Annotated in this window: 30 protein-coding genes and 1 pseudogene; 14 read left to right on the top strand and 17 right to left on the bottom strand. The window is 66.4% G+C overall.

Going from position 1 to position 24,766, the window contains the following annotated elements; genetic code table 11:
• Positions 1-62 precede the first annotated feature (62 nt).
• The 4 genes from JYG34_RS02770 (at position 63) to JYG34_RS02755 (ending at position 5,247) form a co-directional block, all read left to right on the top strand.
• On the top strand, positions 63-305 hold the full coding sequence (locus JYG34_RS02770) for an exodeoxyribonuclease VII small subunit (RefSeq protein WP_011531978.1): 243 nt from the start codon (positions 63-65) through the stop codon (positions 303-305).
• A complete protein-coding gene (gene ispA / locus JYG34_RS02765; RefSeq protein ID WP_213659377.1) occupies positions 302-1,189 on the top strand; it encodes a (2E,6E)-farnesyl diphosphate synthase in 888 nt (295 codons plus the stop codon). Before JYG34_RS02770 ends, ispA begins: the two co-directional genes overlap by 4 nt.
• A 199-nt stretch (positions 1,190-1,388) precedes the next feature.
• Complete coding sequence (dxs, locus tag JYG34_RS02760) at positions 1,389-3,284, top strand: 1-deoxy-D-xylulose-5-phosphate synthase (protein WP_213659376.1); 1,896 nt, start codon at positions 1,389-1,391, stop codon at positions 3,282-3,284.
• Between the two features lie 76 nt (positions 3,285-3,360).
• Positions 3,361-5,247 carry a TonB-dependent receptor domain-containing protein gene (locus tag JYG34_RS02755; protein WP_213659375.1) on the top strand — a complete coding sequence of 629 codons (1,887 nt, stop codon included), beginning with the start codon at positions 3,361-3,363 and terminating at the stop codon, positions 5,245-5,247.
• Here the strand turns inward: JYG34_RS02755 and JYG34_RS02750 are convergent.
• The 12 genes from JYG34_RS02750 to nrdR form a co-directional block, all read right to left on the bottom strand.
• Entirely contained in the window at positions 5,225-6,037 is an 813-nt protein-coding gene (locus JYG34_RS02750; RefSeq protein WP_213659374.1) for a cobalamin-binding protein, read from the bottom strand. The two genes, JYG34_RS02755 and JYG34_RS02750, sit on opposite strands and share 23 nt — an antisense overlap.
• The gene (locus tag JYG34_RS02745) at positions 6,037-6,456 is read right to left on the bottom strand and encodes an MFS transporter (RefSeq protein WP_213659373.1); all 420 of its coding nucleotides are present in this window, start codon (positions 6,454-6,456) and stop codon (positions 6,037-6,039) included. The genes JYG34_RS02750 and JYG34_RS02745 overlap by 1 nt, the downstream gene beginning before the upstream one ends.
• Positions 6,453-7,070 carry a GTP cyclohydrolase II gene (ribA, locus tag JYG34_RS02740; protein WP_011531972.1) on the bottom strand — a complete coding sequence of 206 codons (618 nt, stop codon included), beginning with the start codon at positions 7,068-7,070 and terminating at the stop codon, positions 6,453-6,455. The genes JYG34_RS02745 and ribA overlap by 4 nt, the downstream gene beginning before the upstream one ends.
• 154 nt (positions 7,071-7,224) lie before the next feature.
• The gene (locus JYG34_RS02735; RefSeq protein WP_213659372.1) at positions 7,225-7,968 is read right to left on the bottom strand and encodes a substrate-binding periplasmic protein; all 744 of its coding nucleotides are present in this window, start codon (positions 7,966-7,968) and stop codon (positions 7,225-7,227) included.
• A gap of 16 nt (positions 7,969-7,984) precedes the next feature.
• Positions 7,985-8,488, bottom strand: coding sequence for a phosphatidylglycerophosphatase A family protein (locus JYG34_RS02730; RefSeq protein ID WP_011531970.1), 504 nt, complete (start codon positions 8,486-8,488; stop codon positions 7,985-7,987).
• Positions 8,485-9,441 carry a thiamine-phosphate kinase gene (gene thiL / locus JYG34_RS02725; protein ID WP_213659371.1) on the bottom strand — a complete coding sequence of 319 codons (957 nt, stop codon included), beginning with the start codon at positions 9,439-9,441 and terminating at the stop codon, positions 8,485-8,487. The genes JYG34_RS02730 and thiL overlap by 4 nt, the downstream gene beginning before the upstream one ends.
• Before the next feature lie 18 nt (positions 9,442-9,459).
• Complete coding sequence (gene nusB, locus JYG34_RS02720) at positions 9,460-9,960, bottom strand: transcription antitermination factor NusB (RefSeq protein ID WP_011531968.1); 501 nt, start codon at positions 9,958-9,960, stop codon at positions 9,460-9,462.
• On the bottom strand, positions 9,957-10,433 hold the full coding sequence (gene ribH / locus JYG34_RS02715; RefSeq protein WP_003255395.1) for a 6,7-dimethyl-8-ribityllumazine synthase: 477 nt from the start codon (positions 10,431-10,433) through the stop codon (positions 9,957-9,959). The genes nusB and ribH overlap by 4 nt, the downstream gene beginning before the upstream one ends.
• Before the next feature lie 91 nt (positions 10,434-10,524).
• Complete coding sequence (gene ribBA, locus JYG34_RS02710; protein WP_011531967.1) at positions 10,525-11,616, bottom strand: bifunctional 3,4-dihydroxy-2-butanone-4-phosphate synthase/GTP cyclohydrolase II; 1,092 nt, start codon at positions 11,614-11,616, stop codon at positions 10,525-10,527.
• Positions 11,617-11,634: 18 nt separating this feature from the next.
• Positions 11,635-12,300, bottom strand: coding sequence for a riboflavin synthase (locus JYG34_RS02705; RefSeq protein ID WP_011531966.1), 666 nt, complete (start codon positions 12,298-12,300; stop codon positions 11,635-11,637).
• 41 nt (positions 12,301-12,341) lie between these two features.
• Positions 12,342-13,469, bottom strand: a complete 1,128-nt coding sequence (ribD, locus tag JYG34_RS02700; protein ID WP_213659370.1) for a bifunctional diaminohydroxyphosphoribosylaminopyrimidine deaminase/5-amino-6-(5-phosphoribosylamino)uracil reductase RibD — start codon at positions 13,467-13,469, stop codon at positions 12,342-12,344.
• 2 nt (positions 13,470-13,471) lie between these two features.
• Positions 13,472-13,936 (bottom strand): transcriptional regulator NrdR, encoded by a 465-nt coding sequence (gene nrdR, locus JYG34_RS02695; protein WP_011531964.1) that lies wholly within the window; start codon positions 13,934-13,936, stop codon positions 13,472-13,474.
• Between the two features lie 105 nt (positions 13,937-14,041).
• Between nrdR and JYG34_RS02690 the strand changes: the two genes are divergently transcribed.
• The 3 genes from JYG34_RS02690 to trxA are packed head-to-tail and all read left to right on the top strand — an operon-like array spanning position 14,042 to position 16,071.
• On the top strand, positions 14,042-14,494 hold the full coding sequence (locus tag JYG34_RS02690; RefSeq protein ID WP_213659369.1) for a YbaY family lipoprotein: 453 nt from the start codon (positions 14,042-14,044) through the stop codon (positions 14,492-14,494).
• 1 nt (position 14,495) lies between these two features.
• Positions 14,496-15,155, top strand: coding sequence for a class I SAM-dependent methyltransferase (locus JYG34_RS02685; RefSeq protein ID WP_213659368.1), 660 nt, complete (start codon positions 14,496-14,498; stop codon positions 15,153-15,155).
• A gap of 28 nt (positions 15,156-15,183) precedes the next feature.
• Positions 15,184-16,071, top strand: a complete 888-nt coding sequence (gene trxA / locus JYG34_RS02680) for a thioredoxin (RefSeq protein ID WP_213659367.1) — start codon at positions 15,184-15,186, stop codon at positions 16,069-16,071.
• Positions 16,072-16,121: 50 nt separating this feature from the next.
• Here the strand turns inward: trxA and JYG34_RS02675 are convergent, their stop codons facing one another.
• Complete coding sequence (locus JYG34_RS02675; RefSeq protein WP_213659366.1) at positions 16,122-16,466, bottom strand: hypothetical protein; 345 nt, start codon at positions 16,464-16,466, stop codon at positions 16,122-16,124.
• A gap of 135 nt (positions 16,467-16,601) precedes the next feature.
• Between JYG34_RS02675 and JYG34_RS02670 the strand changes: the two genes are divergently transcribed.
• The 5 genes from JYG34_RS02670 to JYG34_RS02650 all read left to right on the top strand — a co-directional run bounded on the left by JYG34_RS02670 (position 16,602) and on the right by JYG34_RS02650 (position 20,497).
• Positions 16,602-17,144: a DUF2796 domain-containing protein gene (locus JYG34_RS02670; protein ID WP_213659365.1), complete on the top strand. Its 543-nt coding sequence runs from the start codon at positions 16,602-16,604 to the stop codon at positions 17,142-17,144.
• The gene (locus JYG34_RS02665) at positions 17,145-17,855 is read left to right on the top strand and encodes an ABC transporter ATP-binding protein (protein WP_213659364.1); all 711 of its coding nucleotides are present in this window, start codon (positions 17,145-17,147) and stop codon (positions 17,853-17,855) included.
• Entirely contained in the window at positions 17,855-19,120 is a 1,266-nt protein-coding gene (locus JYG34_RS02660) for an ABC transporter permease (protein WP_213659363.1), read from the top strand. The genes JYG34_RS02665 and JYG34_RS02660 overlap by 1 nt, the downstream gene beginning before the upstream one ends.
• An 86-nt stretch (positions 19,121-19,206) precedes the next feature.
• Complete coding sequence (locus JYG34_RS02655) at positions 19,207-19,704, top strand: DUF3299 domain-containing protein (RefSeq protein WP_213659362.1); 498 nt, start codon at positions 19,207-19,209, stop codon at positions 19,702-19,704.
• Positions 19,705-19,813: 109 nt separating this feature from the next.
• Positions 19,814-20,497, top strand: coding sequence for an OmpW/AlkL family protein (locus tag JYG34_RS02650; protein ID WP_011531955.1), 684 nt, complete (start codon positions 19,814-19,816; stop codon positions 20,495-20,497).
• Between the two features lies 1 nt (position 20,498).
• Here the strand turns inward: JYG34_RS02650 and JYG34_RS26245 are convergent.
• Positions 20,499-20,751 (bottom strand): annotated as a pseudogene (locus JYG34_RS26245) (hypothetical protein); the annotation flags it as partial.
• On the opposite strand from JYG34_RS26245, the gene JYG34_RS26535 reads away from it, so the two are divergent.
• A complete protein-coding gene (locus JYG34_RS26535) occupies positions 20,692-20,973 on the top strand; it encodes a hypothetical protein (RefSeq protein ID WP_213659361.1) in 282 nt (93 codons plus the stop codon). The pseudogene JYG34_RS26245 and the gene JYG34_RS26535 overlap by 60 nt on opposite strands.
• Before the next feature lie 14 nt (positions 20,974-20,987).
• Here JYG34_RS26535 and JYG34_RS02640 read toward each other — a convergent pair whose 3' ends face one another.
• Together JYG34_RS02640 and JYG34_RS02635 are read right to left on the bottom strand one after the other, a co-directional pair.
• On the bottom strand, positions 20,988-21,920 hold the full coding sequence (locus JYG34_RS02640; RefSeq protein WP_213659360.1) for an NAD-dependent epimerase/dehydratase family protein: 933 nt from the start codon (positions 21,918-21,920) through the stop codon (positions 20,988-20,990).
• The gene (locus JYG34_RS02635) at positions 21,913-22,797 is read right to left on the bottom strand and encodes a sugar nucleotide-binding protein (protein ID WP_213659359.1); all 885 of its coding nucleotides are present in this window, start codon (positions 22,795-22,797) and stop codon (positions 21,913-21,915) included. Before JYG34_RS02635 ends, JYG34_RS02640 begins: the two co-directional genes overlap by 8 nt.
• 170 nt (positions 22,798-22,967) lie before the next feature.
• Here JYG34_RS02635 and JYG34_RS02630 point away from each other — a divergent pair, with 170 nt between their 5' ends.
• A complete protein-coding gene (locus JYG34_RS02630; protein WP_249746207.1) occupies positions 22,968-23,804 on the top strand; it encodes an alpha/beta hydrolase in 837 nt (278 codons plus the stop codon).
• A 51-nt stretch (positions 23,805-23,855) separates the two neighbouring features.
• Here JYG34_RS02630 and JYG34_RS02625 read toward each other — a convergent pair whose 3' ends face one another.
• Positions 23,856-24,668, bottom strand: coding sequence for a helix-turn-helix domain-containing protein (locus JYG34_RS02625; protein ID WP_213659357.1), 813 nt, complete (start codon positions 24,666-24,668; stop codon positions 23,856-23,858).
• Between the last annotated feature and the right edge of the window lie 98 nt (positions 24,669-24,766).

Below are 24,766 nucleotides of genomic sequence, written 5' to 3'. Positions count from 1 at the left end.
TTGCTCCCCCTGCCCCGCTCTGCTAGTGTCGCGCCGTTCTGAACACCACCGAGACCGTCGCCATGGCCCGCAAAAAAGCCTCCATCGATTTCGAACAGTCCCTCGCCGACCTGCAAGCCCTGGTCGAGCGCCTGGAGAACGGCGAGTTGTCGCTGGAAGAGTCGCTGGCCGCCTTCGAGCAAGGCATCGCCCTGACCCGCGATTGCCAGGGCGCCCTGGCCCAGGCCGAGCAGAAGGTGCAGATCCTGCTGGAACGCGACGGCGAACTGGCCGCCCAGCCGTTCGACGCGGAGCCCGAGGCATGATCGCCCAGTACCAGCAAAGCGCCCAGGCGCGGGTCGACGCTGCCCTCGAACCGCTGTTCCAGGCCCCGTCGAAAGAACTCGAACGCCTTTACGCCGCCATGCGCTACAGCGTGATGAACGGCGGCAAGCGTGTGCGCCCGCTGCTGGCCTACGCTGCCTGCGAAGCGCTGGGCGCCCCGGCCGAACAGGCCAACGGCGCCGCCTGCGCGGTGGAACTGATCCACGCCTACTCGCTGGTCCACGACGACCTGCCGGCCATGGACGACGATGACCTGCGCCGTGGCCAGCCGACCACCCACAAAGCCTTCGACGAAGCTTGCGCCATCCTTGCCGGCGACGGCTTGCAGAGCCTGGCCTTCAGTGCCCTGCTCGACCCGCGCCTGAGTTCGCAAGCCGACGGTATCCGCCTGCAGATGGTCCAGGCCCTGGCCAAGGCCGCCGGCCCCGCCGGCATGGTCGGCGGCCAGGCCATCGACCTGGGTTCGGTGGGCGTCAAGCTCGACCAACAAGCCCTGGAATACATGCACCGGCACAAGACCGGCGCGCTGATCGAAGCCAGCGTGCGCCTTGGCGCCCTGGCCAGCGCCCGCGCCGAGCCGGCCCAGCTCGATGCCCTGCAGGTCTATGCACAGGCCATCGGCCTGGCGTTCCAGGTGCAGGACGATATCCTCGACGTGGAGAGCGACACCGCCACCCTGGGCAAACGCCAGGGCGCCGACATCGCCCGCGACAAACCAACCTACCCGGCGTTGCTTGGGCTGGAAACGGCCAAGGGCTATGCCCTGGAACTGCGCGACCAGGCACTGGCGGCGCTGCAAGGCTTTGGCGAGAATGCCGAGCCGCTGCGGGCCCTGGCCCGCTATATCGTCGAACGCCGCCATTAAGACCCGACAACACCTGACCTGTGGGAGCGGGCTTGCCCGCGAAGCAAGCGACTCGGTGCATGGCACCGGCTCTGCCGGTGTTCGCGGGCAAGCCTGCTCCCACAGGTAAGCCAGTACCTTCGCCACACCCGTCCGAATGGGCAGCTTTTCCCACAATGGGGTAAACTGCCGCGTCTTCACACCTATAACGACACGCCTGATGCCCACGACGTTTCAAGAGATCCCCCGCGAACGCCCGGTCACGCCGTTGCTGGACCGCGCCGACACGCCCGCCGGCCTGCGCCGCCTGGCCGAAGCCGACCTGGAGACCCTGGCCGACGAACTGCGCCAGGACCTGCTCTATACCGTGGGGCAGACCGGTGGGCATTTCGGCGCGGGCCTGGGCGTCATCGAGCTGACGATCGCCCTGCACTACGTCTTCGACACCCCGGATGACCGGCTGGTGTGGGACGTCGGCCACCAGGCCTACCCGCACAAAATCCTGACGGGCCGCCGCGACCGCATGCTCAGCCTGCGCCAGAAGGACGGCATCGCCGCCTTCCCGCGGCGCAGCGAGAGCGAGTACGACACCTTCGGTGTCGGCCACTCCAGCACCTCGATCAGCGCCGCCCTGGGGATGGCCATCGCCGCCCGCCTGCAGAACGACCCGCGCAAGTCGATCGCCGTGATCGGCGATGGCGCGCTGACCGCCGGCATGGCCTTCGAGGCGCTGAACCATGCGCAGGAAGTGGATGCCAACATGCTGGTCATCCTCAACGACAACGACATGTCGATCTCGCGCAACGTCGGCGGCCTGTCGAACTACCTGGCCAAGATCCTCTCCAGCCGCACCTACGCGAGCATGCGCGAAGGCAGCAAGAAAGTGCTGTCGCGCCTGCCCGGTGCCTGGGAGATCGCCCGCCGCACCGAAGAATACGCCAAGGGCATGCTGGTACCCGGCACCCTGTTCGAAGAGCTGGGCTGGAACTACATCGGCCCGATCGACGGCCACGACCTGCCCACGTTGATCGCCACGCTGCGCAACATGCGCGACCTCAAGGGCCCGCAGTTCCTGCATGTGGTCACCAAGAAAGGCAAGGGCTTCGCCCCAGCCGAGGTCGACCCGATCGGCTACCACGCCATCACCAAGCTGGAGCCGGCCGACAAACCGGTCACACCGAAAAAACCGAGCGGCCCGAAATACTCCGCCGTGTTCGGCCAGTGGCTGTGCGACATGGCCGCCGCCGACAACCGCCTGGTGGGCATCACCCCGGCGATGAAGGAAGGCTCGGACCTGGTCGACTTCAGCGAACGCTACCCCGAGCGCTACTTCGACGTCGCCATCGCCGAACAGCACGCAGTCACCTTCGCCGCGGGCATGGCCTGCGAGGGCGCAAAGCCGGTGGTGGCGATCTACTCCACCTTCCTGCAGCGCGCCTACGACCAGCTGATCCACGACGTGGCGGTGCAGGACCTCGACGTGCTGTTCGCCATCGACCGCGCCGGCCTGGTCGGCGAGGACGGCCCGACCCATGCCGGCGCCTACGACCTGTCGTACCTGCGTTGCATCCCCGGCATGCTGGTGATGACCCCGAGTGACGAAAACGAGCTGCGCAAGATGCTCAGCACCGGCCACCACTACAAAGGCCCGGCCGCCGTGCGCTACCCACGCGGCACCGGCCCGAATGCGCCGATCAGTGGCGACCTGGAGCCGTTGGAAATCGGCAAGGGCGTGGTCCGTCGCCAGGGTGGCAAGGTCGCCCTGCTGGTGTTCGGCGTGCAATTGACTGAAGCCCTGCAAGTGGCCGAGCAGATCGACGCCACCGTGGTCGACATGCGTTTCGTCAAACCGCTGGACGAGGCGCTGGTGCTGGAGATGGCCGCCAGCCACGAGCTGCTGGTAACCATCGAGGAGAACGCCATCATGGGCGGCGCAGGCGCTGCCGTGGGCGAGTTCCTGGCCCGCGAGGGCGTGGTCAAGCCGCTGCTGCACCTGGGCCTGCCGGACATCTATGTCGAGCATGCCAAGCCTGCGCAGATGCTGGCCGAGTGCGGGCTGGATGCGGCCGGGATCGAAGCCTCGGTCAAGGCCCGCATGGCCAAGCTCGGCCTTTAAGACCCAATCGCGGGGCAAGCCCGCTCCCACGACGACCTGACAGGCCGCGTGGGAGCAGGCTTGCCCCGCGATTGCAATGGAACTGCCCATGAAGATCCACGCCCTTCCCCTGCTCTGCCTCCCCGCCGCCGCACTGGCCGCCGCCCCCTCCCGCGATGATGCGCTCAAGCTCCCCGACGTACTGATCAGCGCCAGCCGCCAGGTCGAATCGCGCACCGCCACCAGCGCCGCCAACACGGTCTTTACCCGCAGCGACATCGACCGCCTGCAACCGTCCAGCGTCACCGACCTGCTCACCCGGGTGCCCGGCGTGCAGGTCGCGCCGACCGGTGGTCGCGGCAGCCTGCCGGGCATCTTCGTGCGTGGTACCAAGGCCGCCCAGACGCTGGTGCTGGTCGACGGTGTGCGCATCGCCAACGCCACGTCCGGCGACAGCGGCCTGCAGTTTCTCGACGTCGACCAGATCGAGCGGGTGGAAGTGCTGCGCGGCTCGCGCTCGGCGGTGTACGGCAGCGACGCCATCGGCGGGGTGATCCAGATCTTCACCCGCCGTGGCGATGGCCAGGGTCTTCAACCGCGTCTGCGCCTGGCGGCCGGCAGCAACCAGACCTGGCAACGCAGCCTCGGCCTGTCCGGAGGCAATGGCGCAACGCGCTTCAACCTCGGCGCCAGCCTGGACGAAACGGCCGGCATCGACTCGACAGGGCCCTCGTTCGCCAGCGATAACGACCATGACGCCTATCGCAATCGCACGTTCAACCTCAGCCTGGGCCACACCTTCAATGAGCGTTTCGAGGCAGGCCTGAACCTGCTCGACAGTCACGGGCGCAGCGAGTACGACAACCCATTCGGCCGCTTCGACATGGCCACCTTCCAGAGCGTCGGCCAGAAGCCCTACACCGATTTCGCGGTCAGTAGCCTGGGCACCTACCTCGATGCCCAGCTCACCGATGCCTGGCACTCGCGCCTGGAGCTGGGCCACAGCGAGAACCGCGATGACAAACGCGACAAACTCAGTGACGAGCGCTTCGTGTTCAACACCTATCGCGACCAGGTGACCTGGCAGAACGATTTTGTCGTGGATGAGCGCAACAACCTGCTGATGGGTGCCGACTGGTACCAGGATCGCGTCCATGCCAGCACCGACTTCACCGAGGACAGCCGCTTCAACCGCGCCGCGTTCATCCAGCATCGATTTGCCGGTGAACACTTCTCCACCGAGCTGGGCGTGCGTCGCGACCAGAACCAGCAGTTCGGCGGCCAGACCACCTGGAGCGGCAGTCTCACACTACCGGTCAATACCGACAATGATGTGCTGCTATCCTACAGCGAAGGTTTCCGTGCACCGACGTTCAACGACCTCTACTACCCGCAGTACAGCAACCCGGACCTCGACCCCGAGCGCTCGAAAAGCTACGAGCTGCAATGGCGCAGCCAACTGAGCAAAGAAAGCCGCCTGGGGGCTTCGCTGTACCGCACCGACCTGCGTGATGCGATCATCTTCGGCGCAGGTTCCATCCCCCGCAACGTGGCCTCGGCCCGGATCAACGGCTTCGAGCTGGGCCTTGAGCAGCAGTGGGGCGAATGGCGCAGTCAACTGGGCCTGGCCCTGATCGACCCACGCGACCGAGACACCGGGCACACCCTCGCCCGCCGCGCCCGACGCACCTTGAGCCTGGACCTGGATCGACAGTTCGAACGCTTCAGCGTGGGGGGCAGTTGGCAGGCGGTGAGCGGTAGTTACGATGACGAGGCCAATCGCAATGCGTTGGGCGGCTATGGCCTGCTTGGCTTGCGCGGAGGCTGGGCGGCAACTGACGAGGTTCGGCTGGAACTGAAGCTCGACAACCTGCTGGACAAGGCTTACAGCCGCGCTCTGTACAGCTTCGATGGCAGCCAGTACGGCTATCGCGAGGAAGGCCGCACCTGGCTGCTGAGCGTCACCTGGACGCCGGCACTCTAGCCCCAAGCAATGCGCACAAGCGGGCGGTGGCCTCGATCATCTGCCCGCTGGGCCGCTCAAGCCCCTTGTCCGGCACCACCAGCAAGCGCTCACCTTTCACGGCGCTCAGCTGCGGCCAGTTGCGCCAACTGGCCAGCTGCGCCTGATCACCCGCCAGGATCACTTCCGGGTCGCGCAGCAGCACCGACTCCACGCTGACTTGCGGCGCAGGCTGGGTCAGGTCATCAAACACATTGCGTGCCCCGCAGACGCGCAAGGCATCACTGACCACCTGACGCCCACCCAAGGTGTACAGCGGCTTGTCCCAGACCTGGTAGAACACCCGCAGGGGCACTTCGCGCCGGTAATGTTCCCGCAGCCCTTGCAGCCGCTCGCGCAAGCTGGCGGCATAGGCACGGCCTTGCTCGTCACGGCCAATGCGCTGGGCAATGGTTTCGATCTGCTCGATCAACTGGTCGAGGTCGCCGGGCTCGCCGCTGAACGTGGCGATGCCCAGGCGCCTGAGCTGGTCACGCTGGGCCGGCGCCACGCTCCCGGGCCAGAGCAGCAGCAGGTCGGGCTTTAGGCTGAGCAGGCGCTCCATATCCAGCTGGCCATGACGACCGACGGAGGGAAGGCTGGCCAGCGCCTGTGGACGCTCGCCGCCATCGAGCACGCCGACCAGCAGGTCGCCGGCCTCCAGCTCCAGGACGATCTCGGTCATCGACGGCGCCAGGCTGACCACGCGTGGCGCAGCCTCGGCCACGGTGCCGCAGCACAGCAGCGCGATACCGGCGAGCAGTGCCCGCATCAGCCCAACTGACGTGGAATGCGGTAGAGGTACAGGATCACCACGGTGGACAGCGCCAGCAAGATCTGCGGCACCGCCTCCAACCCCACCAGCACCGACAACGCCGCGACCCAGGCCGGGAAGCAGGCGAACAGCATGGCCAGGCGCCGCACCCGGGCCAGCTCGATCCAGGCGCCGGGTTCTTCCGGCGTGCCCAGTTGCTTGTCGGTGGCGATCAATACCCGCTTGTAAGTGCCAAAACGCGGCAGGCTGAGAAACATGGTCGCGGCCCCGGCGATGAACAACGGCATGGCCAGCACCGGGATCAACGGCTCGCCACCGCCGAACGCCCAGGCCATCACCGGCAACGGCACCAGGCCCACGGCCAGGTACTGCCACCAGGCCAGGGCCAGACGGCGCTTCACCTCGTTGCGGGTCACGCCTGGGGCACCTCGCCCTGGTGCTTGTTGCCCATCATGTGGCCAAGCTTGTCGGCCTTGGTGGCCAGGTACAGGCGGTTGTGCGGGTTGTGGCCGGTGTGCAGCGGCACACGCTCGGCGACCTTGATGCTCATGTCGGTCAGCGCCTTGACCTTGCGTGGGTTGTTGGTCATCAGGCGCAGCGATTTCACCCCCAGGTGCTCGAGCATCGGCAGGCACATGGCGTAGTCGCGCTGGTCGGCGGCGAAGCCCAGGCGCTCGTTGGCTTCGACGGTGTCGGCGCCGCCGTCCTGCAGCTCGTAGGCGCGGATCTTGTTCAGCAGGCCGATGCCACGGCCTTCCTGGCGCAGGTACAGCAGCACGCCACGGCCCTCACGGGCGATGGCCTGCAGCGCGGCCTCCAGTTGCGAGCCGCAGTCGCAGCGCTGGCTGAACAGGGCATCGCCGGTCAGGCACTCGGAGTGCAGGCGCCCCAGCACCGGCTCGCCATCGGCGATGTCACCCAGGCTGAGCACCACGTGCTCGCGGCCAGTGGCTTCGTCAAGGAAGCCATGCATGGTGAAGATCGCAAAGGGAGTCGGGAGTTTGGAGGCGGCGACAAAGACGACGGGCACGTTGTGCTCCTGGAAAGTGGCAATTTCAGATCGGCCGATTGTATCAGCAGCCCGGCGCCGGTGCGCAGGCTGAATATCGCGGCTTAAGATCGAAAAGTTCGATGCTTATAGGGCTGCGGCCGAACCTGGCAACGCCCGCTCCCACGCCCTGTGCTCAATGAGGCTGGCTATCGTTGGTGAACGGATACGGCTGCTTCCAGCGCTCGAAGATCGGCTTCAGCTCGCCGCTGCGCACCAGCACCTCCATACGCCGGTCGAACAGGTCGCGCAGGGCCTTGCCCTGTTCGCTGTCGGCGAATGCCAGGTACAACGGCAATTCGGCTACATGGGTGAGCTTGAACTGCTTGGGGTCGGGCGCCTGGCCGAGCACGAAGTTCACCTCGGTCTCGGCATCGATGTAGAAATCCACCCGGTCATGCTCGAGCATCGGCAGGATGCCCTCACGGCGCTGGATCTCGCGGAAGTTCTTGGCATTAGGCAAGTAGCTGCCGTAGTCGTAGCCGCGCACCCAGGCCAGGCGGAACTGGCCGATGTTGTCGAGGGTGGGCGACGGTTTGCTGGCCAGGCCCAGGGCGTAGATATGGTCCATGTCGAAATGCCAGCGCGGGTAGAGGTTGTTGGGGTTCTCCTCCTTGTAGGAGCCCACCCAGGCATCCGCCTCGCCACGCTTGACCAAGCCCACCGCACGGCTGTACGGCGCGCTCTGCGGCTTGAGCTTGACGCCAGCAGGCTCGAACACCTTGCGCATCACGTCCCAGGCCAGCCCGGTGCCGTCCTTGTTGGTGTAGTCGAGCCATTCCTCGCTGACCAGGCGCACCTGCGTCGGCGCCTCCCGGGCCATGGCGCCGGAGCACGCGACAAGCAGCATCACTGCCAGCAATACAGTCCTGAACCCCATCACAACGCTCCCTGTTTCAGGCCACCGCCCACACCAGCACCTGCATGCCCAGCCAGGCGAACACGCCGGCCAGGATATCGTCGAGCATGATCCCGAAGCCGCCATGCACATGGCGGTCGATCCAACGGATCGGCCACGGCTTGAGGATGTCGAAGAAACGGAACATCAGGAACCCCGCCAGCAGCCACTGCCAGCCCTCCGGCACCAGCCACAGGGTGATCCACATGCCGACGATTTCGTCCCAGACAATGCCCTCGTGGTCGTGGACGCGCAAGTCGTTGGCCACCTTGCCGCACAGCCATACACCAAACAGCATGCTGATGCCCAGCAGCAGCCAGTAGCCCCAGTCGGGCAGCATCTGCCACAGCGGGATGAACGGCAGCGCCACCAGCGACCCCCAGGTACCCGGGGCCTTGGGCAGGGTGCCGGAGCCGAAGCCGAACGCGATGAAGTGCCACGGGTTGCGCCAGACCGAAGGCGGAACGAACTCCGCAGGCACCTGGTTGGGGTGGTCGGTCACGGTGACTCCCTGAAATGTTGATAGCCCCGTTGCACGGGGGTGATGTCCTGGCCCTGCGGGTCACGCAGGGTCACGCCCTGCCCCTCCAGCACACGGCCAATGACGTGCACCTGGTCGGCCAGGGATGAAAGCGCGCATTCCGGCAGGGTGAACGCCAGCACGTAGTCGTCGCCACCGGTGAGCGCCGCGTGCAATGCCGCCTCACGGCCAAGAAACGCCTGCAAGGGAGCAGACACGGGAACCTGCGCCAGGTTCACCTCCAGCGCCACGCCGGACGCCTTGGCAATATGCCCGCAGTCGGCCAGCAGCCCGTCGGAGATGTCCAGTGCCGCCGAGGCCAGGCCACGCAGGCGCTCGCCCAGTTGCAGTTGCGGCAGCGGCGACCAGTAATGCGCCAGCAGCGGCGCGGCCACATCGGCGGCCGCCTCGCGCTCGCCCAGCACCAGCGGCAGGGCGCCCGCCGCGTTACCCAGAAAACCACCGACGCACAACAGGTCACCCGGCCGTGCGCCACTGCGACGCAACGCCTGGCCCGCCGGCACGCGGCCGAACACGGTCACGGTGAGGCTCAACGGGCCACGGGTGGTGTCGCCACCGATCAGCGCCATACTGCAACGCTGGGCCATGCGACCAAGGCCGTCGGCATAGGCCGCGAGCCAGTCGGGGCCGACTTCGGGCAGCGTGAGGGCGAGGGTGAAGCCGATGGGCGTGGCGCCCATGGCCGCCAGGTCGCTGGCCGCCACGGCAAGCGAGCGCTGGCCGAGCAGCAGGGGGTCGCAGATTGCGGGGAAGTGCACACCGGCCACGAGCGTGTCGGTGGAAACCGCCAGCTGTTCGCCAGCGGGAAGGTCCAGCAGGGCGCAGTCGTCGCCGATACCCAGGGCCACGCCCTCGCCGCCCTGCGCACAGGGCGCGGCAGCGAAGTAGTGGCTGATCAGCTCGAACTCACCCATGGCTCGACAGCGCCGCGATCAGCGCTTGTTCGCCCGGACTTCCGCTTCACGCAGACGCGGAGCCAGCTTGTCCAGCACGCCGTTGACGAACTTGTGCCCGTCGGTGGCGCCGAAGACTTTCGCCAGTTCCACACCTTCGTTGATCACCACGCGGTATGGTACGTCGGCACGCATCATGAATTCCCAGGCGGACAGGCGCAGCACGGACAGCTCGACCGGGTCGAGCTCTTCCAGTGGCGTATCCAGGCAGGGCTTCAGTGCCTCGTCGATTTCGACCTTCTTCGCCGGGACCCCGTGCAGGATCTCGCGGAAGTAGGCGCCGTCGACATCGGAGAAATCGTTATCGACCCGGAACTGCGCTTCCACTTCGTTCAGCGAGTGCTTGGCCATGTGCCACTGGTAGAGGGCTTGCGTGGCGAGCTTGCGGGCTTCGCGACGCTTGGCACTCTTCGAGGGCTTGCCGGCATCCGCAGGTTTTGGATCGCGCGGGTTGAAACGATCGCTTTCGTCGCTAATCACTTGGCCTCCAACTGCGCCAGCAGGCTGACCATTTCCAGGGCGGACAGGGCCGCTTCGGCACCTTTGTTGCCAGCCTTGGTGCCGGAACGCTCGATGGCTTGCTCGATGGAGTCGACGGTCAGTACGCCGAAGGCCACCGGAACACCGAACTCCATGGACACCTGGGCCAGGCCCTTGGTGCACTCGCCCGCCACGTATTCGAAGTGCGGGGTACCGCCACGGATCACTGCGCCCAGGGCGATGATCGCGTCGTACGCGCCTTGCTGGGCGACTTTCTGCGCCACCAGCGGGATTTCGAACGCGCCCGGGGCACGGATGATGGTGATGTCGCTTTCGCTGACGCCATGGCGTACCAGGGCATCGACTGCGCCGCTAACCAGGCTTTCGACGACGAAGCTGTTGAAGCGGCCAACCACCAAAGCATAGCGACCTTTGGGGGCGATGAAGGTACCTTCGATGGTCTTCAGGGTCATTCCGGAGTTCTCATCTTCAAGAGCGAGGCCGCGCAGTGGCGGCCTCGGGAGGGTTTTGACTCGAGTCTAGGGGCGATCAGGCCGCCTCAAGTCACTCGGAGGGCACGTATTCTACAACTTCCAGATCGAATCCGGATATCGCATTGAACTTCATTGGCGAACTCATCAGGCGCATCTTGCGCACACCCAGGTCGCGCAGGATCTGCGAACCGGCACCAACGGTGCTGTAGGTGGTCGGCGCCTTGGGCTGCGCATCGCCCGCGCTCTCGCGGATGTGCGCCAGCAGCACGTCACCGTCCAGCGGGTGGCCCAGCAGCAGCACCACGCCGCTGCCGGCCTCGGCCACGGCGGCCATGGCGGCGCGCAGGCTCCAGCGGCCCGGTTGCTTGACCATCAGCAGGTCGCGCAGCGGGTCCATGTTGTGCACACGTACCAGCGTCGGTTCGTCGGCGCAGATCTTGCCCAGCGTCAGGGCCATGTGCACGTCGCCTTCCACCGCGTCGCGGTAGGTGACCAGGTTGAACTGGCCCAGCTCGCTGTCCAGCGGCTGCTCGGAGACGCGCTGCACGGTGCGCTCGTGGATCATGCGGTAGTGGATCAGGTCGGCGATGGTGCCGATCTTGAGGTTGTGCTCGGCGGCGAACACTTCCAGCTCGGCGCGGCGCGACATGGTGCCGTCGTCGTTCATCACTTCGCAGATCACGCCGCTGGGCTCGAAACCGGCCATGCGCGCCAGGTCGCAGGCGGCCTCGGTGTGGCCGGCGCGGGCAAGGGTGCCGCCCGGCTGGGCCATCAGCGGGAAAATGTGACCGGGGCTGACGATGTCCTCGGCCTTGGCGTCTTTAGCGGCGGCGGCCTGCACGGTGCGGGCGCGATCGGCGGCAGAGATGCCGGTGGTCACGCCTTCGGCGGCCTCGATCGACACGGTGAACTTGGTGCCGAAGCCGGAACCGTTGCGCGGCGCCATCAGCGGCAGCTTGAGCGTTTCGCAGCGCTCGCGGGTCATCGGCATGCAGATCAGGCCACGGGCGTGCTTGGCCATGAAGTTGATGTGCTCGGGCAGGCAGCACTCGGCTGCCATGATGATGTCGCCTTCGTTCTCGCGGTCTTCGTCATCCATGAGGATGACCATTTTGCCCTGGCGGATGTCTTCGACCAGTTCTTCGATGCTGTTGAGCGCCACGCGGCACCCCCTTCTCAATCAGGATTTCAAGAAGCCGTTGGCGGCCAGGAAGCTTTCGGTGATGCCACTGCCCTTGCTCGGTTCGGCGGCCTTGTCGCCCAGCAGCAGACGCTCCAGGTAACGGGCCAGCAGGTCGACCTCAAGGTTCACCCGACGCCCTGCGCGGTAGTCGGCCATGATGGTTTCGGACAGGGTGTGCGGGACGATGGTCAGCTCGAACTCGGCGCCATCGACTTCGTTGACCGTCAGGCTGGTGCCGTCGACGGTGATCGAGCCCTTGTGGGCGATGTACTTGGCCAGCTCTTTCGGGGCGCGCACGCGGAACTGGATGGCGCGGGCGTTATCGGCGCGCGAGACGATCTCGCCGACGCCGTCGACATGGCCGCTGACCAGGTGGCCGCCCAGGCGGGTAGTCGGTGTCAGGGCCTTTTCCAGGTTGACCCGGCTGCCGCTCTTGAGGTCGACCATGGCGGTACGCTTCAGTGTTTCGACGCTGACGTCGGCCCAGAAGCCGTCGCCGGGCAGCTCGACGGCGGTCAGGCACACGCCGTTGACGGCGATGCTGTCGCCCAGCTTGACGTCGCCCAGGTCGAGCTTGCCGGTTTCCACGTAGACGCGCACGTCACCGCCCTTGGGGGTCATGCTGCGGATGGTGCCGATGGATTCGATGATGCCGGTGAACATGGTGTTCTCCTAGATACGGGCTGCGCGGGGCAGGCCAGGCATTATACGCCGGGGGCCGGCAAGGGGATGGCAGTGACTCGCCAGTCATCGCCGACCGCGCGCATTTCGGTGATTTTCAGCCGTGGCGCCTCGCTCATTTTCGACAAGGGCCAGTCCAGCAGCGGGCGGGCCCCGGAGCCGAGGAAGGTGCCGGCGACGAACAGCTGGAACTCATCGACCAGGCCTTGGCGGGCGAACGCGCCGACCAGGCCGGCGCCGGCCTCCAGCAGGATGTCGTTGACGCCACGTTCGGCCAGGCGGCGCAGCAACGCGGGTAGGTCGACCTGGCCGTCGTCGCCCGGCAGGTTGAGCAGTTCATGGCCAGCGGCGGCGTAGCGTGGGTCGTCGCCCGCGGCAGTGACCACCAGCGCCGGGCCGGCCTGGAAGAAGGGTGCTTCCAACGGCAGGCGCAGGCGACCGTCGACCAACACCCGCAGCGGCGGGCGCGACAGGGCCAGGGCGGTGAGCTCGCTGTCCAGCCCAAGCTCCTCGCCGCGCACCGTCATCCGGGCGTTGTCCTGCAAGACGCTCTGGGCGCTGGTCAACACCACACTGGAGCGGGCGCGCAGGCGCTGCACCGCGGCGCGGGCGGCGGGGCCGGTGATCCACTGGCTCTCGCCGCTGGCCATGGCGGTGCGGCCGTCCAGGCTCATGGCCAGCTTGGCGCGGACGAACGGCAGGCCATGCTCCATGCGTTTGAGGAAACCGGGGTTCAGTGCCCGCGCCTCGGCTTCGAGCACGCCACTGGCGACCTCGATGCCTGCCTCGCGCAGGCGCCGCAGGCCATTGCCGGCCACTTGCGGGTTGGGGTCCTGCATGGCGGCCACCACTCGCGCCACACCCGCCTTGACCAGCGCCTCGGCGCACGGCGGCGTGCGGCCATGGTGGCTGCACGGTTCGAGCGTGACATAGGCGCAGGCGCCGCGGGCACGCTCACCGGCCTGGCGCAGGGCATGGACTTCCGCATGGGGCTCGCCGGCACGCACATGCCAGCCTTCGCCGACCACCTCGCCATCGCGCACGATCACGCAACCGACGCGTGGGTTGGGGTGGGTCGTGTAGAGGCCCTTGCGGGCCAGTTCCACGGCCCGGGCCATGTAGTGGGCGTCGAGGATGGCTTGGCTGGACATGCTTACTCTTTAGCCGGCTCGCGGGCCAGGCGGTCGATTTCTTCGCGGAATTCGTCGAGGTCCTGGAAACGCCGGTAGACCGAGGCGAAGCGGATGTAGGCGACTTCGTCGAGCTTGCGCAGCTCGGCCATCACCATTTCACCCACCACCAGCGACTTCACCTCGCGCTCACCGGTGGCGCGCAGCCGGCTCTTGATGTGCGCCAGCGCCGCTTCCAGGCGCTCGATGCTCACCGGGCGCTTTTCCAGCGCCCGCTGCATGCCGGCGCGCAGCTTGTCTTCGTCGAAGGGCTGGCGCGTGCCGTCCTGCTTGATCAGCCGGGGCAGGACCAGCTCGGCGGTCTCGAAGGTGGTGAAGCGCTCGCCGCAGGCGACGCACTCGCGGCGGCGGCGCACTTGCTCGCCCTCGGCGACAAGACGCGAGTCGATGACCTTGGTGTCGTTGGCACCGCAAAACGGACAGTGCATGGTGGCAGGCAACAAAAAAAGGGAGGGCCATGGTAGCGCATTGCACTGGCAAGACAAGCCAAAGGGTTTACCATCCATGCAAATCTGCCCGTGAAGGACTCCCCCATGCACCATCGCGCACTCATCGTGCTGTGCTGCGCCGCCCTGCTCGCCGCCTGCGGCAGCGACCGGCCCAAGTCCGAGCCAGCCCCCGCGCCCGTACCGGCCAAGATAGCCAAGAAAGCACAGCCGTTGGGGCCGTTGCCGGCCTACCAGCGCGAACTGAGCGGCACCCTGCTGGAAATCCCGGCCGGCGCCGACGTGGAACTGGCCCTGCTGGTCATCGACGAGCGTGGCCGCCCGCAGCAACTGCTCGCCAGCAGCACCCTGACCGGCACCGGTCAGGCCCTGCCCTATCACCTGCGCTTCAACCCGGAAGTATTTCCTGCCGGTGGTCGGGTCGAGTTGCGTGGCCGCGCCAGCCAATCGGGCCAGTTGATCCTGCACCTGCCGCCCGTGCGTATTGCCCAGGCCGAAACTCAGGCCACCGGCCCGCTGCGTTTCGAAAAGGCCCCGTAGGATGGCCCCGCAAGCCCTGCAACAGGCCCTGAGTGGCCTGATCGGCGAAGCGCGCCTGGTGGTCAGCGAGCTGCCCGACTGCGCCCTGAAACTCTGGCTGATCGACGACCGGAACATGGATCGCGCCTTCAGCAGCGAGGAAACCCGGCGCATCCTGGAAGAGCCGCCCTACTGGAGCTTCTGCTGGGCCAGCGGCCTGGCCATGGCCCGTTACCTTGCCGAACACCCGGAGTGGGTGCGGGGCAAGCGCGTGCTGGACTTCGGCGCGGGCTCCGGCATCGCGGGCATTGCCGCCGCCCGGGCCGGCGCCCTGGAAGTGGTGGCCTGCGACCTCGACCCGCTGGCCCTCGACGCCTGCCGCGCCAACGCCGCGCTGAACCAGGTCGAATTGGGCTACAGCAGCGACTTCTTCGCCGAAGCCGACCGCTTCGACCTGATCCTGGTCGCCGACGTGCTCTACGACCGCGCCAACCTGCCGCTGCTGGACGCCTTCCTCAGCCGCGGCCGCCAGGCGCTGGTGGCCGACTCGCGCGTGCGCGACTTCAGCCACCCGCTATACCGCTATTTAGGCGTTCTCCAAGCGCTGACCCTGCCGGACCTGGCCGAGCCGCACGAATTCCGCCGGGTCAGCCTGTACCATGCCAGCCGCGAGCCTTTATAGTGGGGCATTCACGTTTGCGAGAGTCACGATGAGCCAAGCTCCTGGTAACACAAGCCTGCCGTACATCTTCGATGCCACAGATGCCACCTTCCAGCAGCTGGTCATCGAGAACTCCTTTCACAAGCCCGTGCTGGTGGACTTCTGGGCCGAATGGTGCGCGCCCTGCAAGGCGTTGATGCCGCTGCTGGCGAAGATCGCCGAGGGCTACCAGGGCGAGCTGCTGCTGGCCAAGATCAACTGCGACGTCGAGCAGCAGGTGGTGGCCCAGTTCGGCATCCGCAGCCTGCCGACCGTTGTGCTGTTCAAGGACGGCCAGCCGGTCGACGGTTTTGCCGGCGCCCAACCGGAATCAGCCATCCGCGCCATGCTCGAACCCCATGTGCAGATGCCCGCGCCACCCACCGCCGCGCCGCTGGAGCAGGCCAAGGCGCTGTTCGCCGAAAGCCGTTTCAGCGAAGCCGAAGCCCTGCTGCAAGTGCTGCTGGGTGAAGACAACAGCAATGCCGAGGCGCTGATCCTCTACGCCCGTTGCCTGGCTGAACGGGGCGAGCTGGGCGAGGCGCAAGTGGTGCTCGACGCAGTCAAGACCGACGAGCACAAGGCCGCCCTGGCCGGCGCCAAGGCCCAGCTGACCTTCCTGCGCCAGGCCGCCAGCCTGCCGGAGGCCGCCGAGCTCAAGACCCGCCTGGCGCAAAACCCGCAGGATGACGAAGCGGCCTACCAGCTGTGCATCCAGCAACTGGCGCGCCAGCAGTATGAAGCGGCATTGGATGGGCTGCTGAAGCTGTTCCAGCGTAATCGCGGTTACGAGAATGGCTTGCCGCAGAAAGCCCTGCTACAGGTATTCGAGCTGCTGGGCAACGAGCATCCGCTGGTCGGCGTGTACCGTCGCAAGCTCTCAGCAGCGATGTTCTGACACCCGTCGCCATTCGCCAGCAAGGCTGGCGAATGGCAGCAACACCGCGATCACCCCACCCAGTGATACACCGGCGCATCCACGCCACTTTCCACCTTCACCTCACTGCTATGGCGCAACCGCACCAGCAGCCGCTTGCCCGCCGCCACACTGCCGGCCAACCCTTCCAGGCGCTCCAGCAATTCCGGCCCACTCATCTGCCTCGCTACACGCAGCACCTCGCGCGTGGCCAGCCACTGCCCGTCATCCTGGCGCGGCACCGGGCCGGTACTGGCCTGAACGGCCTCGACCACGGCAGGCATCTCCAGCCGACGCCCAAGCTGCGCCCACTCTTCAGGCGCCAGCTCGATGGTCAAGTCCACCGGCCAGTCACCGATCTGTCCACGAATTCTCACGCTGCCTTCCTCGATCCTGGGCTTGAATGCAGCCATGCTCCCACGAACATGAAACCTGTGCCAGGCAGGCTGGCGAGGCAATTAGAAGTTGTTATAACATTACTAAATCATTCCAAGCCGCCCCTGGAGCCGTCCATGCGTCGTCTGCTGCTCGCCCTGCCCTTCGCCCTGCTTCCCCTGGCCGTGGCCCATGCCCACGACGATCATGACCACGACACCCTCGGTGCCCACGAGCATGGCGTGGCCAAGCTTAACGTGGTGCTCGACGGCAATACCCTCGAACTGGGGCTGGACAGCCCGACGATGAACCTGGTGGGCTTCGAGCACGTCGCCAGCACCGACGCAGACAAAGCCAAGGTAGCCGCCGCCCGCCAGCAGCTGGAACAACCGCTGAAGCTGTTCGGCCTGGCCCAGGCCGCTGGCTGCACCGAGGAGAACCAGGAGCTGGAGAGCCCGCTGTTCGAGGCCAGCGACAAGCCGGCGCAAGGTCACCAGCACGCCGACATCGAAGCCCATTACCAGCTGACGTGCGCCAACCCCGACAAGCTCACCCGCATCGACCTCGCGCCGCTGTTCAAGACCTTCCCGCAAACCCAGAAAGTCACCGTGCAACTGATCGGCCCGAACGGCCAGAAAGGCGTGGAAGCGACGCCCGCCAAGGCCGTGGTCGTGTTCTGAATGCGCCAGCCGTTGATCGACCTGCATGACCTGGTGTTCGCCTGGCCCGGCCAGGCGCCGCTGCTGGACATCCCGGCGTTTCGCCTGGAACCGGGCGAGGCGCTGTTCCTCAAGGGCCCCAGCGGCAGCGGCAAGACCACCCTGCTCGGCCTGCTGGGCGGTGTGAACCGCCCGGGCCAGGGCAGTATCCAGTTGCTCGGCCAGGACCTCGCGGCGCTGGGCCAGGGCGCCCGCGATCGCTTCCGGGTCGACCACACTGGCTACATCTTCCAGCAGTTCAACCTGCTGCCGTTTCTCTCGGTACGCGAGAACGTCGAGCTGCCCTGTCGCTTCTCGAAAAGCCGCGCCGACCGCGCCAGGCAGCGCCATGGCAGCGTCGACCAGGCCGCCGCGCAGTTGCTCGCGCACCTGGGCCTGGACGACCCTGCCCTGCTCGCCCGCCGCGCCGACAGCCTGTCGATCGGCCAGCAGCAACGGGTGGCCGCGGCCCGTGCGCTGATCGGCCAGCCGGAACTGGTGATCGCCGACGAGCCCACCTCCGCGCTCGACGCCGACACCCGCGAGGCGTTCATCCGCCTGCTGTTCGACGAATGCCGCGCGGCCGGGTCCAGCCTGCTGTTCGTCAGCCATGACCAGAGCCTGGCGCCGCTGTTCGACCGACACCTGTCCCTGGCCGAGCTCAATCGCGCCGCCAAGCCCCGGGAGGCCTGATGTACCTGCTCCGCCTTGCCCTGGCCAGCCTGGCCAACCGCCGCTTCACCGCCCTGCTCACCGCGTTCGCCATCGCCTTGTCGGTGTGCCTGCTGCTGGCCGTCGAGCGAGTACGTACCGAAGCCCGCGCCAGCTTCGCCAGCACCATCAGCGGTACCGACCTGATCGTCGGCGCGCGCTCGGGGTCGGTGAACCTGCTGCTGTATTCGGTGTTCCGCATCGGCAATGCCACCAACAACATCCGCTGGGACAGCTACGAGCACTATGCCAAGGACCCACGGGTGAAATGGGCGATCCCCATCTCCCTGGGCGATTCGCACCGCGGCTACCGGGTGATGGGCACCACCGGCGACTACTTCAGCCACTACCAGTACGGCCGGCGCCAACACCTGGCGCTGGGCCAGGGCCGCCCGTTCGCCGACGACCCGTTCGAAGTGGTGCTGGGGGCCGAAGTCGCCGAAGCGCTGCACTACAAGCTCGGCGACAAGCTGGTGCTGGCCCATGGCGTGGCCGCCATCAGCCTGGTCAAGCACGACGACAAACCGTTCACCGTGGTCGGGGTGCTCGAGCGTACCGGCACGCCCGTGGACCGTACCCTGCACATCAGCCTGGCCGGCATGGAAGCGATCCACATCGACTGGCACAACGGCGTGCCGGCCCGCGGCGCCGGGCGCATCAATGCCGAACAAGCACGGACCATGGACCTGCAACCCACGGCCATCACCGCCTTCATGCTCGGCCTGAACAACAAGATCGCCACCTTCAGCCTGCAGCGCGAAATCAACGAATACCGCGGCGAGCCGCTGCTGGCGGTCCTCCCCGGCGTGGCCCTGCAGGAACTGTGGAGCTTGATGGGCACCGCCGAGCAGGCGTTGTTCGTGGTGTCGCTGTTCGTGGTGCTGACCGGGCTGATCGGCATGCTCACGGCGATCCTCACCAGCCTCAACGAACGCCGCCGGGAGATGGCCATCCTGCGCTCGGTGGGCGCACGGCCTTGGCATATCGCCGGGCTGCTGGTGCTCGAGGCGCTGGCCCTGGCACTGGCCGGCATTGCCGCTGGGCTGGGGCTGCTGTATGCCGGAATCGCCCTGGCCCAGGGTTATGTGCAGGCCAACTATGGGCTTTACTTGCCGCTGGCCTGGCCAAGCGTCCACGAGTGGACGCTGCTGGGCGTCATCCTTGGCGCGGCATTGCTGATGGGCAGCGTGCCGGCCTGGCGTGCCTATCGGCAGTCGCTGGCCGATGGCCTGTCGATCCATCTGTGAGCCCCCTTATGACCCACAACCTCATCGCCCTTTTCGCGGGCAAGCCCGCGAAAGGGCCAGTACAGGCAGTGCAATTTTTCCTGCTCATGACCCTGCTGCTGCTCACGCCCTTGCTCTGGGCCGCCGAACCCCGCGAACTGGACTGGCCGGCCCTGATCCCCGAAGGCGCACCGGTCATCCCGCCGCAACTGACGCCCCTGCACGACCTGTCGCAGATCAGCGACGCGCTCTCGGCCGAGGCCGCCCCCGCCGCCCGCCAGCAGGCGCCCAACGCCCCGGTGGTCAAGGCGCTGAACGGCCAGCCGGTGAAGATTCCCGGCTACATCGTGCCCCTGGAAGTCAACGACGAAGGCCGCACCACCGAATTCCTCCTGGTCCCCTACTACGGTGCCTGCATCCACGTACCACCGCCGCCGTCGAACCAGATCGTGCACATCTTCAGCGAGATGGGCGTGCGCGTCGAAGACCTCTACCAGCCCTACTGGATCGAAGGCACGATGCAAGTCAAGGCTTCCAGCAGCGAGCTGGCCGACGCGGGCTACCAGATGGAAGCCGAGAAAATCTACGCTTACGAGCTGAAATGAGACTGGGTTCCACCCCGTGAAACCGCTTCGTTGAGCTGGGTCAAACTTTCTGTTTAGTCAGCTTCGTACCATTGGACTACTCGATTACTCACGTCCTTTGGGAGCTTCCATGAACAAGTCCTTGCTCAGTGCCTCGCTCGTCGCGCTGGCGCTCGCAGCGCCCGTTGCCCACGCCCACCAGGCGGGGGATTTCATCCTCCGCTCCGGCGCCATCACCACCGCGCCGAACGAAAACAGCGGCGACCTCAAGCTCGATGGCGCAAAGGTTTCGGGCACCAAGGCGACCCTGGACAGTGACACCCAACTGGGCCTGGCCTTCGCCTACATGCTCACCGACCACATCGGCCTGGAACTGCTGGCTGCCACCCCGTTCAAGCACACCGTCGGCGTGAAGGGCCTGGGTGCCGGCCTGGACGGCAAGCTGGCCGACATCAAGCAACTGCCACCGACCCTGTCGCTGCAGTACTACCCGATGGAACCCACTTCGAAGTTCCAGCCTTATGCGGGCGTGGGCATCAACTACACCCTGTTCTTCGATGAAGACCTGAGCAGCAACCGCAAGGCCCAGGGTTTCAGCAACATGAAGCTGCAGGACTCGATCGGTATCGCCGGCCAGCTGGGCATGGACTACATGATCACCGACAACCTGCTGTTCAACGCCGCGGTCTGGTACGTCGACATCGACACCAAAGCCACCATCGACGGCCCGAGCGCCCTGGGCGTTGGCAAGACCAAGGTCGACGTGGACGTAGACCCATGGGTCTATATGGTCGGCATCGGCTACAAGTTCTAACTCACCGCCGCCCTTGTAGGAGCCAGCCTTGCTGGCGAAGCCCTGCGCATTCGCCAGCAAGGCTGGCTCCTACAAGGCGCAGCTGCCTCAACCAGCAAGCCAAACCATTGCACTGCCCCCGCCCCAGCCCGCACACAGCCCCACCGCCCATACACCCAGGTCGCCACGACCGCCCCCAACCCGCTACCAATCGAATGGCAGCACATGTACGCGCCGATCAAACGGCTCGCCATCTCGCCACGCCCCTGCAACAGCGGCTGGTCGAGGCTGGCCTGCTCACGCAGCAACCGGCGTCCGATGGCAGAGCCTGTAAGGAATATGTACTGACGGAGAAAGGTCGCCCGGTGTTTCCGATCATGGACGGGCTCTGGGCCCGGGTGATTGCCATAGGCGAGTTGTACGGCATTCGTGAGCGGTTCGCCGGCCAGGGCCAGGATCGCTCCTGGACTGCCGGCTTGCCGGCGAACCTCACGTGAGGCGATAGCCGCTATCAGGCCTTGCCGAGCAACCGCGCCAAACCTTCGGTGAACGGCGTCGGCGCAGGGAAGTCGAAACGCGCCAGCAACCGCGTGTTGTCCGCCCGGGAATGGCGGATGTCGCCGGAGCGCGCCGGCCCATGGCTGATCGCTGGCAGCGGGCCGACCACCTGTTCCAGCGCCGCCAGCAACTGGTTCAGCGAAGTCGCCTGGTTCAAACCGATATTCACCGCACCCTCTTCGACCGCATCCTGCTCAAGGGCCTGCACCATCACCTGGACCAGATCGCCGACATAGAGGAAGTCGCGGGTCTGCTCGCCATCGCCGAACACACAAATCGGCTGGCCGGCCAGGGCCCGCTCGCAGAAGATGCTGATCACCCCGGAGTACGGCGACGAAGGGTCCTGGCGCGGCCCAAAGATGTTGAAGAAGCGGAACACCACCGGCTCCAGCCCATGCTGGCGGCGGTAGAAGTCCAGGTACTGCTCGCTGGCCAGCTTGTCCACCGCATAGGGGGTCAGAGGCGCCTTGGGGGTGTCCTCGACGATGGACTGGCCCTCGCCGTTGTTGCCATACACTGCCGCGCTGGAGGCGAACAGCACGCGGCGCACGCCATTCAGGCGCATGGCCTCGCACACGTTGAGGGTGCCGATGAAGTTGCTCTGGTGGGTCTTGACCGGGTCTTCCACCGAGGCCTGCACCGAAGCCACCGCCGCCAGGTGCACCACGGCCCGGCAACCAGCGGCGGCGCGAGCCACCAGGGCCGCGTCGGCAACATCGCCTTCGAGCAGTTCAAGCTGCGGATGGCCGAGCTGGAGGTTGGCGCGCTTGCCAGTGGACAGGTCGTCGAGGATGCGCACTGCGTAGCCTTTTTCCAGCAACGCATCGCACAGGTGGGAGCCGATGAAGCCGGCACCGCCGGTGATCAGGATGGGGGCATCAGCCATGTCGGTAGAAACGGTCCAGTAGAGGCGGCAGGCCGGCGCGCCAGGCGCGCGGCTTGATGCCAAAGGTGTGAAGGATCTTCTTGCAGGCCAGCACCGCGTGCTGCGGCTCTTCGCTGGCATCCGGGCGCGCGGCGTGGGCCTGCGCGGTGGGTTGCTGCACGGCCAGCTGGCGCCACTGCACGGCCTCGGCGAGGATCGCCTGGCCCAACGCCAACGGCGTGGTGGCCTCGTTGCCAGCGTAATGATAGGTGCCCCACAGGGGCGCCTTGCAGTCGAGCTGCTTGAGCACAGAGAGGATTACCCGGGCAGCGTCGTCCACCGGGGTCGGGTTGCCACGGCGGTCGTCGGCCAGCAGCAACTCCTGGGGCTGTTCGGCGCGGGTCAGGAAACGCCCGAGCGCGCCATCCAGGCTTTCATCCAGCAACCAGCCGAAACGCACCAGCACATGCTGCGGGCAGGTGGCGCGCACGCTCTGTTCGATACGCCACAGGGCCTGGCCACGCAGGCCGAGCGGCACTGGCTCGTCCTTCTCGCTGTAGGCGGTGGCGCGCGAGCCATCGAACACGCGATAACTGGAGGGTTGCACCAGCACGATCTCGTGGTGCTGGCACAGTTCGGCGAGCCGCTCCACCGCACGCTCCTGCTGGGCCAGGCGCTGCTCGCTGACAGACTCGGCCTGGAACCAGTCGAAGTAGTACGCCAGGTTGACCAGCGCATCGGGGCGGTGCTCGTCGAGCAGCAGCGTCAGGCTGGCCGGATCCCAGCCGCCTTCCGGCGGGCGTGGCGCCAGGAACGCGATGTCTTCCTCGGCCCCGAGGCGAATCAGCGCTTGCCCGAGGGCATTGCCACCACCCAACAGCATCAGGCGCATACGCATAGAGTCAACAGGTCCGCTCAGGTCGAAGGAGGAAAGGGGCCATTTTGCGGTTTCCGGCAGGGGAAGTCCAACACAGGCCCGCCACGCGCCGATTTGCCGCTCCCTCTACCGGGTTCCCCCTTTGCCGAACAGCCACTTATACTGCGCCAGGCATGCTCAAGGAGACTTCCGTGGACGCCGCATCGACCATCCCGCAGCGCAACCGCTGGCAATTCGACGAACCCGCCCCTGGTGCGGAGCATTTCATCGACGAGGTATTCGACGGCTATCGGCAGCAGGCCCGCCTGCTGGTCCCAGGCAGCGAACGCGCGGCGCCGGTATTCGTGGTGGGCGGCGCCCGCTCGGACTTCACCCGGCTCAACCCGCTGCTGTATCGCCTGCAACAACAAGGCATCGGCTCGCTGACCGGCAACCTGTCCGGCCACAGCCTGGCCAGCGAACCCGGGGCAAAGGACGCCTCACTGGCCAGCAACCTGCAGGAGGCCCTGCGCTTCCACCAGCACCTCGACGCCCGCAGCGACACCCTCATCGGTCACAGCCTGGGCGGCGCCATCGCCCTCAAGCTGGCCGCCCAACGCCCGAGCGTGCGCAAGCTGGTGCTGATCTGCCCGGCGGTGTACCCCGATGCGGCCCATGATGCGCCCTTTGGCCCCGCGTTCACTGAAGCGATCCGCAAGCCGTTCGCTTTTCTCGATTGCGACAGCTACGCCTTCCTGCGTCAGTTCCAGGGCCGGGTACTGCTGGTGGTCGGTGAGTATGACGGGCTCAACTCGAAGGTCCACGGCCAAGGCGCGGGCACTTCAGCCGGCACTCGTCGGCTGGCCGGCGTCGAGCGCTACAGCCCGATCCCCGAGGAAGTCACCCACACGCTGCTGCGTTCGGTGCCGGCGCCCCACGTGGAATGCCTGATGCTCACCGACTGCGACCACGGCATCGCCGCGCACCTGCGCGACCGGCCGGAGGTGGCGGACCAGGTGGCTGATGCGGTGAGCGCCTTCATCCTGTAGGAGCGGCTTCAGCCGCGATCACCCGCGCAGCGGGTGGCAGACAGCGCTGGGTCACTCGATCTCGAACAGCCCGTTGCTGATCACCCCGGCACTCAGGCGATCACGGATGTCGTCATCGATGCGTGGATCGTCCGGGCGGTACAGCCTGACCTGACGGAACGCGTTGATCCGGTTGATCTCTTCCCCCAGGTATTCCCAGACCACACGCGTACAGGCCGGGTTGCGCCGGTCACCGCTGGAAACACCAATCTTCAAGCCATTGAGGCGGCTGATGCGGCTCTTGAAGCTGGGAATCAGGATGGTCTGGCTCATCTCGTTCAAGGTCAACGATTCGTAGTCGACCAGGAACAAGCGGTCCTGCAACTGGAACGCCGCCCCCAGGTAGCGGCAACGCACCTCGGCGTGCGGGTCGCTGGCACTGCTGCGTTCCTGGCGCTCCTGGCGCTCGAACAGGTAGCGCTCACGCTCTTCGCGCAGGTGCACCAGCGACACCAGGATCGAGCCTGGCACCGACATGCAATTGGAATATTCAAAGTAGTAGCCGCAATAGCGCGACAGGTTGCCAACATGGTCGTTCAGCGGCTTGAACAGCTCGCTGATCGGATTGCTCTGTTGGGCGGCCTGCGCCAGCGGGTTGCGCGCACCGATCAGGCGGGCGAACTGCTCGTGGGGCAAGCCCAGCTCGTAGTCCTCCACGCCGAAGAAGTCACCGATGCGCTTGAGGTTGTACGCCGTCGGGCGGCTTTGCCCGCTCAGGTACTTGTTGAATTGTGCCCGGTTGATCGACAGCTGCCGGCAAACCTCGGAGATAGAGCGGTAGTGACTACAGGCGAATTTGAGGTTGACAGCGAAGTGATCGCCCATGATGCGGGGGTCCAGATGATGCGAGTGATGCAATTCTAGCATCAAGTCGCACCAAAATGGAGCAACCCGCGAAATTGTAACCGCTGTTGTCATGACCA

Origin of the sequence: Pseudomonas entomophila (assembly GCF_018417595.1) — a bacterium.
Classification (GTDB): domain Bacteria; phylum Pseudomonadota; class Gammaproteobacteria; order Pseudomonadales; family Pseudomonadaceae; genus Aquipseudomonas; species Aquipseudomonas entomophila_C.
The sequence above is the reverse complement of the archived record's forward strand: the minus strand, read 5'-3'. Positions and strand labels throughout refer to the sequence as shown.

Coding starts and splice junctions, on each gene's coding strand:
- JYG34_RS02660 (WP_213659363.1), top strand. CDS start 17,855: ATGTACCTGCTCCGCCTTGCCCTGGCCAGCCTGGCCAACCGCCGCTTC.
- JYG34_RS02750 (WP_213659374.1), bottom strand. CDS start 6,037: ATGCGGGCACTGCTCGCCGGTATCGCGCTGCTGTGCTGCGGCACCGTG.
- dxs (WP_213659376.1), top strand. CDS start 1,389: ATGCCCACGACGTTTCAAGAGATCCCCCGCGAACGCCCGGTCACGCCG.
- ribD (WP_213659370.1), bottom strand. CDS start 13,469: ATGTCCAGCCAAGCCATCCTCGACGCCCACTACATGGCCCGGGCCGTG.
- JYG34_RS02705 (WP_011531966.1), bottom strand. CDS start 12,300: ATGTTCACCGGCATCATCGAATCCATCGGCACCATCCGCAGCATGACC.
- JYG34_RS02755 (WP_213659375.1), top strand. CDS start 3,361: ATGGAACTGCCCATGAAGATCCACGCCCTTCCCCTGCTCTGCCTCCCC.
- JYG34_RS02770 (WP_011531978.1), top strand. CDS start 63: ATGGCCCGCAAAAAAGCCTCCATCGATTTCGAACAGTCCCTCGCCGAC.
- JYG34_RS26535 (WP_213659361.1), top strand. CDS start 20,692: ATGGCAGCACATGTACGCGCCGATCAAACGGCTCGCCATCTCGCCACG.
- nrdR (WP_011531964.1), bottom strand. CDS start 13,936: ATGCACTGTCCGTTTTGCGGTGCCAACGACACCAAGGTCATCGACTCG.
- JYG34_RS02625 (WP_213659357.1), bottom strand. CDS start 24,668: ATGGGCGATCACTTCGCTGTCAACCTCAAATTCGCCTGTAGTCACTAC.
- JYG34_RS02735 (WP_213659372.1), bottom strand. CDS start 7,968: ATGGGGTTCAGGACTGTATTGCTGGCAGTGATGCTGCTTGTCGCGTGC.
- thiL (WP_213659371.1), bottom strand. CDS start 9,441: ATGGGTGAGTTCGAGCTGATCAGCCACTACTTCGCTGCCGCGCCCTGT.
- JYG34_RS02685 (WP_213659368.1), top strand. CDS start 14,496: ATGGCCCCGCAAGCCCTGCAACAGGCCCTGAGTGGCCTGATCGGCGAA.
- JYG34_RS02670 (WP_213659365.1), top strand. CDS start 16,602: ATGCGTCGTCTGCTGCTCGCCCTGCCCTTCGCCCTGCTTCCCCTGGCC.
- trxA (WP_213659367.1), top strand. CDS start 15,184: ATGAGCCAAGCTCCTGGTAACACAAGCCTGCCGTACATCTTCGATGCC.
- JYG34_RS02665 (WP_213659364.1), top strand. CDS start 17,145: ATGCGCCAGCCGTTGATCGACCTGCATGACCTGGTGTTCGCCTGGCCC.
- JYG34_RS02655 (WP_213659362.1), top strand. CDS start 19,207: ATGACCCTGCTGCTGCTCACGCCCTTGCTCTGGGCCGCCGAACCCCGC.
- JYG34_RS02635 (WP_213659359.1), bottom strand. CDS start 22,797: ATGCGTATGCGCCTGATGCTGTTGGGTGGTGGCAATGCCCTCGGGCAA.
- JYG34_RS02650 (WP_011531955.1), top strand. CDS start 19,814: ATGAACAAGTCCTTGCTCAGTGCCTCGCTCGTCGCGCTGGCGCTCGCA.
- JYG34_RS02690 (WP_213659369.1), top strand. CDS start 14,042: ATGCACCATCGCGCACTCATCGTGCTGTGCTGCGCCGCCCTGCTCGCC.
- JYG34_RS02640 (WP_213659360.1), bottom strand. CDS start 21,920: ATGGCTGATGCCCCCATCCTGATCACCGGCGGTGCCGGCTTCATCGGC.
- ribH (WP_003255395.1), bottom strand. CDS start 10,433: ATGACCCTGAAGACCATCGAAGGTACCTTCATCGCCCCCAAAGGTCGC.
- ispA (WP_213659377.1), top strand. CDS start 302: ATGATCGCCCAGTACCAGCAAAGCGCCCAGGCGCGGGTCGACGCTGCC.